The following is a 12662-nucleotide window of genomic DNA, read 5'->3' as shown; positions in this document are numbered from 1 at the left end:
TTCATTTTTCAATTCTTCACTAAATAATTGTGTTTGTATCTTTTTGAAGATAAAAATAGCTGTTTTTTTTCAAAGTTATAAATGATTGATTATCATATAAATATATGAAAAATTTTATAAATAAAACACATAATAACCTAAAAATCAGCGAGATAAATCCTTAACTTAATGACATTGAACGAGCGCCCAATGTCATTAAGTTAAGCTTTTTTACGAGTGTTTTTCAGTATTCGGGAGCTACTAGTGTTCTAGTATAATGAGATTGCTTCGCCTATTCGGGATAAACCCTCGGGTCCTCCTTCGTCGGAATGACAAAACGTGCGTGGTTTAGCATGTTTTATCAAGAAAGTTTGTCATCTCGACGAAGGAGAGATCACATAATTAGCTCGACAATCCTAGTGAAATCAGCCTTTTTTATCTTAACTTAATGACATTGAACGAGCGCCAATGGGAAAAATTGGAGGTTTTCAATGGGAAAAAGAGGTTTTTTCACAGCCTGACGTTTCCAAGCTTGACAAGATTGGAGAATTCAAGGTGTAATTGTTCAATTTAGAACTTCAATCGCACTATTGCCCTTTGTTAGTCACAATTTATGAATTTAGAATCAGTTTTATCAGATTGTTGTTAAAAATTTCGTCAATTATTTTTGTTGCTGTCAAAGGCTCTTGCATCGGATGTTGTTGAAAAATATTTTTGTGCAAGTCTTCAACAGTGTCAGTAATAGAAACCGCCTTTTGTTCTGATAGTTCGTATATTTTTTTCTTGTGCCGGGTATTGAATATTAAATTATTTGGGTTAACTGCGCCTGCTTCAATATAGGCTCTTGTTTTTTTTACACATCTACAAGGATTGGATTTATTTACTAAACCGCATCTTTCATTCATCCAATTATAAAGATCCTGTCTCGCTCTCATTAATCGAATACGAAAATTACCTGCCGTGATTCCTAAAATTTCTGAACCTAAATTGTGGTCTATATCAAACATTTCGCCAAGAATATAAATCATTCGTTGTTCTCTGTCTAAACAAAGGAGCATGCCAGCGGTGCAACTAATTCTTAATTCTTCTATTGATTCAGTTAAATCATTATGTTCTTGATTGCTTAATTCATTGCTCGGCATGGTGTCGATTGAATTAAAGTACGTTTCAAAATCAATAACTTTTAGCTCTGATTTTCTCTTTTTGGCATTCAAAAAATGATTAACCGTTATCCTGTAAAGCCACGTTCTAAATTGACTTTTTCCTTCAAATTTTGATAGCGAGGTTATTGCTTTTATAAATACCTCTTGCGTTAAATCTTCTGCATCTTCAATACTCTTAGTCATTTTTAAGGCCAAATTATAAATGAATATTTGATGCCTGATAATAAGATTTTGTAACGCATTTTTATCACCACTGATTGCCAATTTAACCAAGTCGCTATCTACTTGATCGGGATAATTTATATGAAAAGGATTGTCCATTTTTTTGTTGTAATACGTACTGCAAGCAATTTGTTTGCAGTACGTAAATTTAAAATTAAATCTGTCTTAATCCGCCATCAACTGCAATTTCATTACCAATGATGTAAGAGGAATCATCGCTGGCAAGAAACAACACTGTTTTGGCTATTTCCTCTGGTTGCCCAAAACGTTTCACAGGAATTTGATTTGTAATAGCTTCGCCCGCTGATTTTAATACTTCTTCCGGCAAACCAATTTTACCCCAAAGTGGCGTTGCAATGGCGCCTGGGCTTACTGCATTTACTCTGATACCTTTTTCAATTAGTTCGGCCGATGCAACTCTAACTAAGGAGCGTAAAGCCGCTTTACTGGCACTTAATAAACTACTGCCTCCAAAACCAATACCGTTAAAATATGATGTAGTAATAATAATAGAAGCATTATTATTTAAATGTGGAATAGCTTTTTGCAGGGTAAAGTAGGCTCCTTTAAAATTTACGTTTATCATCTCGTCAAAAAAAGCTTCTGTTGTGTCTGCAATTGGGGCCAATTTTGCTTGTCCTACATTTATAAATAGTATGTCAAGAGCACCAAATTTTGTTTTGGTTTCTGCAAACAGTCTGTCTAAATCGGTTTGTTTGCAAACATCACCTTGAACTGCATAACTATTTGAACCAAGTTCACTCACAGCTTCATCAAGAGCTTGTTTTCCTCTACCAAAAATTACAACTTTGGCACCATTTACGATAAATTCTTTGGCTGTCGCTAAACCAATTCCACTACTACCACCTGTTATTACTGCAACTTTGTTTTTTAATTTGTCCATTTTTTATAATGATTTAATAGCAACTCCATTGTTACCATTATTTGGACAAGAGAAAATTGGTCATGTTACAAAAGTCTGTAAATTATTTTTGATTGGGTTGTTAACATCTTTCTAAGTAGGGGCTGTACTTGCCATTATTTAAAAACGGCTCTTAGCTATAGTGCTAAATTTTGTTTAACTCTTTACTTATTAAAATTTCATTTTCATCATCAAAACAAACAAATATTACTTTTTCAATTTCAGTATGTTTTGATAGAAATTCAGAAACTGTCTTAACTGCAATTTGTGCTGCTAACTCTTTTGGGAATCTGTATATACCAGTACTAATACTTGGAAATGCAATAGATTTGCAGTTGTTCTCAACAGCAAGTTGTAATGAATTTTTATAGCATTCAGCAAGTTTTTCTTTTTCATTATTATTTCCACCATTCCAAACTGGACCAACTGTATGTATTACATAATTAGCCGGAAGTTTTCCTGCAGTAGTAATTACCGCTTGCCCAGTCTCACAACTTCCTTGTCTAGCGATAATTTTTCTACAATCTTCCAATATTTCATTTCCTCCAGCTCTATGAATTGCTCCATCAACGCCACCGCCACCCATAAGAGATGAATTAGCAGCATTTACTATTGCATCAACTGAGAGTTTTGTAATATCACTTTTTATAACTTCAATCATATTTTTAGTTTCGAGATTATATTATGTCTAACGTTATGTAGATTAATGGAGTATGTGTTTTGGATGCTGGAAATTAACGATTAACTAAACCTTCAAGTACAAAACCAATTGTAATTTTACCTAAAACTCATATTTTGTCAAAACGTTGTTACAAGCTGTTTCTTTTTTCGAATACGGATTTATCAATTTATTTTTACTTAATTGCAATAAAATAATTGAAGCAAATAAACAAAAAATAGTAGCTTGTATTGTTCCTTCTGGTCCAAATTCTCCGCCTGTAGTTAATTGATTTCCGGTTATTTTAGTAGTTAGTAAACTAGTTGTGTTTTCATTAGCAGAGGTAATTGCTCCAAAAAATCCTGATTGCATAAAATTCCAAGCAAAATGTATAGCAATTGGGAACCATAAATTTCTAGTGTAAATATAAGCAGAACCCAGTAGTAATCCAGCTTCAATGGCGACGCACAATCCAGATATTAGCGTACTATTTGGATTTGCTAAATGTAATGCACCAAAAATAATTGCTGAAATTAATAAAGAGATATAACTGCCTAATTTTTCTTCCATTATTCGAAAAATAATGCCTCTAATTAAAATTTCTTCAAAAACAGCAAGTGTAAAAGCTATAGTTAACGGAATGATTATATTGGAGATAGGATTAATCGAAACAATTTCAAAACCGTTATTAAAAAAAATAATCAATATTGTCAGGCACTGTAATATTACACCGATCAGTGTTCCTGCTATAATATACTTGGCGATTCTTTTGCTTGAAAATTCGGTTATCTCTCTTTTCTCGTATTTTCTAAAAAAAAAGATATAGGCGCTAATTACCATTGTGGATGCGATTATGCCTTTTATTAGATTTCGATAATTTCTATTTAATGAAGTTAAATCAAGTACTTTCCCTGCAATTTGTTGAGCGATTATAAAAGCAATGAAACATACTAAAAGCCCAAGTATGATTCTGGTTAAAGGGGAATTTAAAATTCTTTGTTTGGTAGTAATCGATTCCATAAAATTTGTAATTAATTGGTTTAAGTTAATTGCAAAAATACGAGTATCAAAATCCTAGAAATAGAATGAAATTTGCCTTTTCAATTATAAGTTCTGAAATTTTTTTGGCAAAAAACCTGTTTGTTGTTTAAATGTTCTAATAAAATGACTTTGGTCAGCAAATCCGCATTCAAAGCTGATATCAGTTAGCGAAGCAGAGTTGCAATGTATATTTATATCTTAAAAATATCAAGTCTTTGTATCCAGAAAATTTCTGATTCTACAAACGTAAGTCTGGTTTTGATTATTCGGTCCGTTTTATCTCTAGGATTTTTAGTGACAAATCTCGCCTTGGAATTATTGAAATCCAACGTGTATTTTTCATCAAAGTCTTCTTGTTTGTTGGAAGAAAAAGTAATCACATTGTCTTTCTCAGTCCATTTCCCTTTTCCGTATTTATTTACTTCAGGTGGAATTCCCTGTTTAATATTCTTGTAAGAATGAAATAAGAATGTTCCATCTTGATGTAAGGTCAATTTATATTCAATTAAATGATCTCCTTCTTTGCTAAAAGTACGATTATAATCACCAGCAAATCCATTCGATTGTGCGAATATAGTAAGGCTGAAAATTAAAAGTAAGGTGGTAAGTAGTAATTTCATCGATTTGTTTTTTTTAAATGGGTTATTACTTTTTTGATGCTTTGGGATTGGTTGCGCTACGACGAGCAGGTGTTTACAAAGTCTCTCAACTTCGTACCCATTGCTATATGCCGTTTTAACTTTAGCAAACTTTATTTTCCTGTGTTTGTTGATTATTGGAATGGCTACGAAGTCGTGAGACTTCGCAGAGCAATCACGATTATATTTTGCTGTTACGACTTATATACTTCGCAGAGCTGGGGTTTTCCATACGCCAATAATGTTCATAAAGTACATGGGATACCCAACATGGGCAACAAGTTCATTCATTTCTTTTGTGTGAAGTAGTTGAGATATTCCGCTTCCTAACATGCCAACTGAAAAAAGTCCTGTGGCTGTCCAATAAATTATTTTATTTCTCTTTTTCATGGTGTATTATTTTAATTTGTTTACGATGTCTTGCAGGCGGTTGTGTGCCATATTTATTCCTTGTGCAAATGGTAGTTTCAGGATCTGGTCTCTGATTTCAACAGATTTATAAACCACATGCATGGTAAGTTTGCTAGTGTTGTCAGTCATTTTTTCAAATTCGTAGAATTCAAGCTGAATGCCAAAAGGAGTATTGCTCATTTCAAATGTCCGAGTAATTTTCTGGTTAGGGACGAACTCATGGATTGTTCCGTTAAATCCATGTTTGTTTCCTTTTGGGTCAGTGGTTTCATACTGGTAACTGCCGTGATTTTTACTTTCAAGTTTCAGCACTTTGGTTCCCATCCATTGCTCCACAATTTCGGGTTCTGTATGTGCTTTGAATAGTAATTCCAAAGGCAAATCGAATGCTCTTGTTATCACTAATTCCTGTTTTCCGTCAACGGCATTAATTTTAGTTTTTAGTTCCATAGTATTTTAGTTTTTTGGTTTATAATTTTTCATAATGTCTTCCAATTTATTAAACCTGTCATCCCACATTTTTCGGAAAGGCTCAATAAAATCAGCTATCTCTTTCATTTTTTTTGCATTTAGATGATAGTGAATTTGCCTTCCGCTTTGTTCGGCCGTGAGCAATTCACATTCGGTTAAAATTTGCAGGTGTTTTGAAACCGTTGGTCTTGCGGTGTCAAAATTGGAAGCGATTGTGCCTGCTGTCATGGATTGTGTTGTTACTAACACCAATATCGCCCTGCGTGTCGGGTCGGCAATTGCTTGGAAAACGTCTCGTCTTAAATTCATCATGAAGTTATTTGACTACAAATATAAGTGTAGTCAAGTAACTACGCAAATTTTTTGTAAATTATTTTTATAAACTGAAAATATTGGAAGTTTTTTTGATTGGGAAGATGTAGGTTGTGGTGTATGAATTGAATGCTAGTTTGTTAGTTAATTTACTACGCCAATTCCTGCACTGGTACTCGTTACAGATGAGCACCAGAGAACATGGACAAACGAGTGCGAGTGGTTTATTTGCTAACTGTCGTGGGAAACGAATTCTTAAAGTTAAAGTAACCGCGTTGCAAACGCTACGATTGTGCTCTAAATTAAAATTGGTACTCGTTGCAAACGAGCACCAGTGGGGCACCAGAGAACATGGACAAACGAGTGCGAGTGGTTTATTTGCTAACTGTCGTGGGAAACGAATTCTTAAAGTTAAAGTAACCGCGTTGCAAACGCTACGATTGTGCTCTAAATTAAAATTGGTACTCGTTGCAAACGAGCACCAGTGGGAGTTACTTTTTCTTCGACGAGTTCTTGCAGCTTTTTTTCATCATAACCCCGTTAGCCACTCGATTACTTGAAATAATTCTTCTTTTGTTCTGTTTTTCTTCTCGACTTTTGTGAGATAATGTGGATGTACCGAGGCGAATGTCATTTTTGCAATACGCTCATCGTGATTGTTTGTGTTGTTCATACCTTACATTTTAAGGTTAATGGCTCCATTTATTTCAACCTTTCTAATTGTCCTTTTCTTTTTACTATGTTTTTGTAATCCCACTGAATATCTCTTGATTTTTTCAACCAACGTTTAAGGTCTTTTGTATTGATTTGTTCAACTGTAGTGAAGAAAATAGAAGCGTCTTTAAATTTATCACCTTTTATCTTTAAATCGTCTTCTTCAAAGGCAGCACCACTCCAAAACATCAAACGCCATCCTGCTTTCTGTTTGCTGTAACCAACAATTGGATTGCCGTCTAAAAACCAAACAGGGTGGGCGTGCCAAATTTTGCTCTCTGCTTCGGTCAATTCGTTGTCAATAGTTTGAGCAAGCAAGTTGCAAATGGCTTTGTCGTCCGAAGTCAGTTTGTCGTTATATGTTTTAATATCTTCGTTCATTCTTGTCTAATGGTGTGGTCGTTAATTCAATTGATATTCGATTGGTAAATTAAAAGTTACTCTTACTGCTTCACCGTCTTGCATTCCCGGTTCCCATTTTGGCATTTTTTTTACCACCCGTATTGCTTCTTCATCAAGCTGTTTATTTACGCTTTGAATAATTTTTATGTCTGATATAGTGCCATTTTTATTTACAATAAAACCAACTAAAACCCGTCCTTCAATCTCTTCTTTTCTTGATTTATTCGGATATTTTAGTTCTTTCACTAAATGTTGCATAAGTTCGTTTGTACCACCTGGAAACTCTGGCCTTTTGTCATAGTCATAATGGATAGTCGCTATACCATCAAAATTCATACACTTGCCTTCTATCAATTTATCATTTTCGTAACTGTCTATACGTTTAGGTTTTCCATTGTCCCAATATGTTAAAAGTCGGCCATTTAATTTCCCTGATTTATAGTCTATGTCCTTACGAAGTTGTCCGCTTTCATACCATTCTTTTAATTTTCCATCTAATTTTCTGTCTTTGTAAACAGCGTAACTCTTTTCTGTTTTAATTTGTCCAGATTTAAAATAAATTTTCTCTGTTGCTCTATTAGTGTCAGCTTGGTCGTGCTGAACAATTTGATAATAAGTTGTGTACTTAAAGGAACTTACTTTGTTCCAATCATAGTCATAATATATCGTGTCTTGTCCCCAAGTAATAATGGTCAGGAGGAAAAATGTCAATGTGAAATTTTTTTTCATTGTGTCGTCTTTTTTAATAACCGCTAACTTATATATACACAAAACTTTGTTTCGCATTTGTTATTTCTTCAAATATATAAATTAATGCCGAAAATACTGATGTAATAAATTTTGGTTTTATATCTTTTTTAAAAAGTAACTCCTTTTGCTTTAGGGGTTTTACTGGAAACCATAATTATCTTGTTTTGTCATTCCGAGGCACGAGGAATCACACATCGTGAGTAGCCAATGTGATCTCTCCTCCGTCGAGATGACAAACTTATGTGATATTGTATGTGTGAATCATCGTGTTTTGTTAGAATGGGAATAGGCTTTGTGTGTTTGTGTTTGAAAATTTTTTGCTTGTAAGGAAATAGCAAAAAGGGAACATTGCAAACTGAATACTTTTTTCGTATTTTTGCACTCCAAATAAAGGACTAAGAAAATGTTAGATAGACTTCAAATAGTAAAACAACGTTTCGATGAGATATCGGATTTAATCATTCAGCCGGATGTTATCTCTGATCAGAAGCGTTATGTGCAATTGAATCAAGAGTACAAAAGTTTAAAAGCTTTGGCCGAAAAGCGCGATGAATACGTGCTGATCATGGCGAATATTGAAGAAGCAAACGAAATAATAGCCGATAACAGTGATGCAGATATGACCGAAATGGCCAAAATGCAACTGGAAGAAGCGAAAGAAAGATTACCGGAACTGGAGGATGAAATCAAATTTATGTTGATTCCTAAAGATCCCGAAGATGCCAAAAATGTGATGGTGGAGATTCGTGCCGGAACGGGTGGGGATGAAGCGAGTATTTTTGCAGGGGATTTATTCCGTATGTACACGAAATATTGTGAGAACAGAGGTTGGAGAACTTCGGTTGTCGATATGAATGAAGGAACTTCGGGTGGTTTCAAAGAGGTGATTTTTGAAGTTACCGGTGAGGATGTTTACGGAACATTGAAGTTTGAAGCGGGTGTTCACCGTGTGCAACGGGTACCGCAAACGGAAACACAAGGGCGTGTTCACACCTCGGCAGCGACTGTTATGGTGCTTCCGGAAGCAGAGGAATTTGATGTCCAAATTGATATGAATGATGTACGTGTGGATTTTTTCTGTTCTTCAGGACCAGGTGGACAATCCGTAAATACAACCAAATCAGCGGTTCGTTTGACGCACATTCCAACAGGATTAGTGGCGCAATGTCAGGATCAAAAATCACAGCATAAAAATAAAGACAAGGCATTTGGCGTTTTGCGTTCCCGTTTGTACGAACAGGAATTAGCCAAAAAACAAGCGGAAGATGCTACCAAACGTACGTCTCAGGTAAGTTCTGGTGACCGTTCTGCAAAAATCCGTACCTACAATTACGCACAAGGGCGTGTAACGGATCATCGTGTAGGATTGACTTTGTATGATTTAGGAAATATCATGAATGGTGACATTCAGAAAATTGTTGATGAGCTAGCGTTAGTCAACAACATGGAAAAATTGAAAGAAGCAAGCGAAGTTTTTTAAGAAAATAGATGCAAGAAGAAAGAGAAAAGATACCATACTAAATTATTTAGCATGGTATTTTTTTTAACAGTTTTTTACTGTTTTTGACTTTGTGAAAAATAATAAACAGATTAAATCTTTGTGAACTTTGCGAAAAACTTTGCGAACTTTGCGGTTAAACACACAACAATGACCACACAACAACTTATTGACCAAATCAGAATCAAGAAATCATTCCTTACAGTAGGACTCGATGTTGATTTGAATAAAATTCCAAAGCATCTTTTAGATTTAGAAGATCCCATTTTCGAATTTAATAAAGCGATAATCGATGCTACCCATGATTTAACGGTGTCTTACAAACCCAATACTGCTTTTTATGAAGCTTACGGAATAAAAGGTTGGATGTCGTTGCAAAAAACAATCCATTACATCAACGAAAATTATCCGGATATCTTCACGATTGCGGATGCAAAACGCGGTGATATTGGCAATACGTCTTCGATGTATGCCAAAGCTTTTTTTGAAGATTTAAACTTTGACAGCGTTACAGTTGCTCCTTATATGGGGAAAGATTCGGTAGAGCCATTTCTAGCTTTCGAAAATAAACATACCATAATGTTGGCTTTGACTTCCAATGAAGGAGCGTTCGATTTTCAGACTTTAAACGTTGATGGAAAAGAATTGTACAAACACGTATTAGAGACTTCTAAAACGTGGAAAAACAGCGAAAACCTGATGTATGTTGTAGGTGCTACCAAAGCCGAATATTTTACTGAAATTCGTAAAATTGTCCCTGATAGTTTTTTGCTTGTTCCCGGAGTTGGTGCACAAGGAGGAAGTTTATCTGAAGTTTGCAAATACGGTATGAATGCGAATGTAGGATTACTTATAAACTCTTCCAGAGCCATTATTTATGCTTCAAATGGAACTGATTTTGCCGAAAAAGCAAGAGAAGAAGCGTTGAATATGCAACAGGAAATGGCAGCAATTTTAAACGATATTAAACCGAATTAAAAACATTGGATGCGCTTCCTCTACTGTAATCAAAATAATAATTTGTTTTTAGGAGGGCTTTCAATTATTTACAGCATTTTAAAACTTAAATTTTCTTTAATGGCTTAAATGGTAAAAAAAAGCATGTTAAATTAGTTAACCATGTAAGGAATGTAAGTACATATAACATATGCCGATTTATTGACTTTGCAACTTAAATGAACTTACATTCCTTATATGGTTTGAATTTTATTTTTTATGCTGTCACTATTAAAATAGAGCCTTGATGTTTAAGGTTTAAACAGAATTATGAAAACATTTATCGATCAACTCGGGACTTCCCATTCTTTTGAAACTTCACCAAAACGCATCATTTCATTGGTTCCTTCACAAACGGAATTACTGTATGATTTAGGTTTGGAAGCCAGCATTGTTGGGATTACCAAATTCTGTGTGCATCCATATCATTTTAAATCAACGAAGAAAATTGTTGGCGGTACCAAAAAAGTGCATTATGAGAAAATCAGATTGTTGCAACCTGATATCATCATTTGTAATAAAGAGGAAAACACACCAGAAATTGTGGATGAGTTGCGTAAAATTTGTCCGGTTTGGGTGACGAATATCATCACGATTGAAGATAATTTTAAGATGATAACTGATTTTGGACAGCTTTTCAATTGCAGAACCGAAGCCCAGAAATGGAACGATAAATTGGCTTTTGCCTTGAGCGATTTTAAAAACTTTGTCAAAGATATACCCGTTAAAAAAGCAGCATATTTCATTTGGAAAAACCCTTTTATGGTCGCTGGTTCGGATAATTTTATCAATGAATTACTGAAGCTGAATCATTTTCAGAATATTTATGATAACAATCCCGAGGCTTCGGGACGTTACCCGGAAATTGAACTCAAAAAAATGCGCTTGGAAGGCGATCCGGATTTGGTTTTTCTGTCCTCTGAGCCGTATCCTTTCAAGGAGGAAGATGCTTTTGAAATAGGAAGACACACGCATCATGCCAAAACGGTGTTTGTTGATGGCGAAATGTTTTCTTGGTATGGAAGCAGGCTGCTAAAAGCGTTTGACTATTTTAAAAAAATGCATCAAAAATTATAATTCGCATTCTTCTAAAACTAATTCTTCTGTTGTCATGGTAGACTTAACAGTAGACTTTTCGATGTTTAAATTTTGTTCTGAGAACATTTGGTATTCTCTTTTAAGCTTTTCTATTTCACTTTTCTCTTTCAATAATCCTTTCATGGGTGTAATTTTTTTGCAAATTTACGGTATACAATCTTTAAAATAGCATTATTTTTTGTTAAGATTGGGATTTAAAATTAAAGTCCTATTTTTACAAAAAAAATTAAAGCGTGATTAACTATACCATTTACGAAAATAAAAGCAGCGATCAGTGGGTAATTTTTGTTCATGGTGCTGGTGGAAGTTCTTCAATTTGGTTCAAACAAATTCGTGATTTTAAAAAACAGTATAATGTATTGTTGTTGGATTTGCGGGGTCACGGGGAATCAAAACCCACTTTAAAAACGGCTTTCAAACAGAAATATACTTTTTCGGCTTTGGCCAATGATATTCTGGAAGTCTTAGATTTTCTAAAAATCAAAAAATCACATTTTGTTGGCATTTCATTGGGTACCATACTCATCAGACAATTGGCTGAAATGTATCCGGAACGCGTGCAAAGCATGATTCTTGGTGGTGCAATCCTGAAAATGAATTTCCGTTCTCAAGTATTGATGCGATTGGGAAATATGTTTAAATATGTATTGCCTTATTTGGTTTTATATAAGTTTTTTGCTTTTGTTATCATGCCTAAAAAAAGTCACAAGCAATCCCGTGTGCTTTTTATCAATGAGGCCAAGAAATTATACCAAAAAGAATTTATCAAATGGTTTAAACTCACTGCCGAAATAAACCCGGTTCTTAAGTGGTTCCGTCAGGTAGAATTGAATATTCCTACGCTTTATGTTATGGGTGAAGAGGATTATATGTTTTTGCCATCGGTTCGGAAAGTTGTCGAAAATCATTATAAATCTTCCAAACTCTTTGTGATAGAAAAATGTGGACATGTAGTGAATGTGGAGCAACCTAATGCTTTTAACGATGCGGTTCTTTCTTTTATAAATACGGCTAAATAAAAAAAAATGCCTGCATTATAAATACAGGCAATTCTTTAACTAACCAAAACCAAAATAATAAATAACCAGTTTATTACTCTGCAAAGATCACACATAAGGTGGCGTTTTGCTGTTAAGATTTTGTTATTACTTTGTTGTACATAAGTTAAGTTTTTTTAACTTTAATTCTGTAGTATTTATTTAAGGATTTTGATGCCGTCTGATACTATGGAATAGGAAGGTTTAAAGAGCTACCATTATAAATTCATAGTGGTTTAGCAGTTGGGCGTTTAGGTAAATATGTTAGAAAGATAAAATAGTTTTAACTGTAATAATACCGATTATGTATTCAATATAGTCCAATGAAAATTGAACTATTTTCATATTAT

At 34.3% G+C, this 12662-nt stretch carries 17 protein-coding genes; 4 read left to right on the top strand and 13 right to left on the bottom strand.

The features are described 5' to 3' along the window. Window positions 1-590 precede the first annotated feature (590 nt). The 12 genes from ACNQGX_RS17045 to ACNQGX_RS16990 form a co-directional block, all read right to left on the bottom strand. Window positions 591-1463 (bottom strand): RNA polymerase sigma factor, encoded by an 873-nt coding sequence (locus ACNQGX_RS17045; protein ID WP_417978261.1) that lies wholly within the window; start codon window positions 1461-1463, stop codon window positions 591-593. 55 nt (window positions 1464-1518) lie between these two features. Continuing rightward, window positions 1519-2268, bottom strand: a complete 750-nt coding sequence (locus ACNQGX_RS17040; RefSeq protein ID WP_417978260.1) for an SDR family oxidoreductase — start codon at window positions 2266-2268, stop codon at window positions 1519-1521. A 163-nt stretch (window positions 2269-2431) separates the two neighbouring features. After that, window positions 2432-2947, bottom strand: coding sequence for an O-acetyl-ADP-ribose deacetylase (locus ACNQGX_RS17035; RefSeq protein WP_417978258.1), 516 nt, complete (start codon window positions 2945-2947; stop codon window positions 2432-2434). A 120-nt stretch (window positions 2948-3067) separates the two neighbouring features. Further along, entirely contained in the window at window positions 3068-3964 is an 897-nt protein-coding gene (locus ACNQGX_RS17030; protein ID WP_417978256.1) for a CPBP family intramembrane glutamic endopeptidase, read from the bottom strand. An 84-nt stretch (window positions 3965-4048) separates the two neighbouring features. Then, window positions 4049-4174 (bottom strand): AraC family transcriptional regulator, encoded by a 126-nt coding sequence (locus tag ACNQGX_RS17025; RefSeq protein WP_417978265.1) that lies wholly within the window; start codon window positions 4172-4174, stop codon window positions 4049-4051. A 2-nt stretch (window positions 4175-4176) separates the two neighbouring features. Then, the gene (locus ACNQGX_RS17020) at window positions 4177-4605 is read right to left on the bottom strand and encodes a hypothetical protein (protein WP_417978254.1); all 429 of its coding nucleotides are present in this window, start codon (window positions 4603-4605) and stop codon (window positions 4177-4179) included. Window positions 4606-4824: 219 nt separating this feature from the next. Then, window positions 4825-5013 (bottom strand): DoxX family protein, encoded by a 189-nt coding sequence (locus ACNQGX_RS17015; protein WP_417978252.1) that lies wholly within the window; start codon window positions 5011-5013, stop codon window positions 4825-4827. A 6-nt stretch (window positions 5014-5019) separates the two neighbouring features. Continuing rightward, a complete protein-coding gene (locus ACNQGX_RS17010; protein ID WP_417978249.1) occupies window positions 5020-5484 on the bottom strand; it encodes an SRPBCC family protein in 465 nt (154 codons plus the stop codon). 6 nt (window positions 5485-5490) lie between these two features. Continuing rightward, the gene (locus tag ACNQGX_RS17005) at window positions 5491-5814 is read right to left on the bottom strand and encodes a metalloregulator ArsR/SmtB family transcription factor (RefSeq protein WP_417978247.1); all 324 of its coding nucleotides are present in this window, start codon (window positions 5812-5814) and stop codon (window positions 5491-5493) included. Between the two features lie 532 nt (window positions 5815-6346). After that, complete coding sequence (locus ACNQGX_RS17000) at window positions 6347-6490, bottom strand: DUF2200 family protein (protein WP_417978245.1); 144 nt, start codon at window positions 6488-6490, stop codon at window positions 6347-6349. 29 nt (window positions 6491-6519) lie between these two features. Then, window positions 6520-6912: a DUF1801 domain-containing protein gene (locus tag ACNQGX_RS16995; protein ID WP_417978243.1), complete on the bottom strand. Its 393-nt coding sequence runs from the start codon at window positions 6910-6912 to the stop codon at window positions 6520-6522. Between the two features lie 21 nt (window positions 6913-6933). Then, on the bottom strand, window positions 6934-7662 hold the full coding sequence (locus tag ACNQGX_RS16990) for a TonB family protein (RefSeq protein ID WP_417978240.1): 729 nt from the start codon (window positions 7660-7662) through the stop codon (window positions 6934-6936). A 424-nt stretch (window positions 7663-8086) separates the two neighbouring features. On the opposite strand from ACNQGX_RS16990, the gene prfA reads away from it, so the two are divergent. From prfA to ACNQGX_RS16975, 3 genes are all read left to right on the top strand, one after another. Further along, window positions 8087-9163: a peptide chain release factor 1 gene (gene prfA, locus ACNQGX_RS16985; RefSeq protein WP_099714674.1), complete on the top strand. Its 1077-nt coding sequence runs from the start codon at window positions 8087-8089 to the stop codon at window positions 9161-9163. Between the two features lie 168 nt (window positions 9164-9331). After that, complete coding sequence (pyrF, locus tag ACNQGX_RS16980) at window positions 9332-10159, top strand: orotidine-5'-phosphate decarboxylase (protein ID WP_417978238.1); 828 nt, start codon at window positions 9332-9334, stop codon at window positions 10157-10159. A gap of 288 nt (window positions 10160-10447) precedes the next feature. After that, window positions 10448-11254, top strand: a complete 807-nt coding sequence (locus ACNQGX_RS16975) for an ABC transporter substrate-binding protein (RefSeq protein ID WP_131917457.1) — start codon at window positions 10448-10450, stop codon at window positions 11252-11254. On the opposite strand, the gene ACNQGX_RS16970 is transcribed toward ACNQGX_RS16975, so the two are convergent. After that, complete coding sequence (locus ACNQGX_RS16970; RefSeq protein WP_165929466.1) at window positions 11249-11398, bottom strand: hypothetical protein; 150 nt, start codon at window positions 11396-11398, stop codon at window positions 11249-11251. The genes ACNQGX_RS16975 and ACNQGX_RS16970 overlap by 6 nt on opposite strands. A gap of 110 nt (window positions 11399-11508) precedes the next feature. Between ACNQGX_RS16970 and ACNQGX_RS16965 the strand changes: the two genes are divergently transcribed. Further along, window positions 11509-12294, top strand: a complete 786-nt coding sequence (locus ACNQGX_RS16965; protein ID WP_417978236.1) for an alpha/beta fold hydrolase — start codon at window positions 11509-11511, stop codon at window positions 12292-12294. Window positions 12295-12662: the final 368 nt, after the last annotated feature.

Source organism: Flavobacterium glycogeni, assembly GCF_048286775.1.
Classification (GTDB): domain Bacteria; phylum Bacteroidota; class Bacteroidia; order Flavobacteriales; family Flavobacteriaceae; genus Flavobacterium.
The sequence above is the reverse complement of the archived record's forward strand: the minus strand, read 5'-3'. Positions and strand labels throughout refer to the sequence as shown.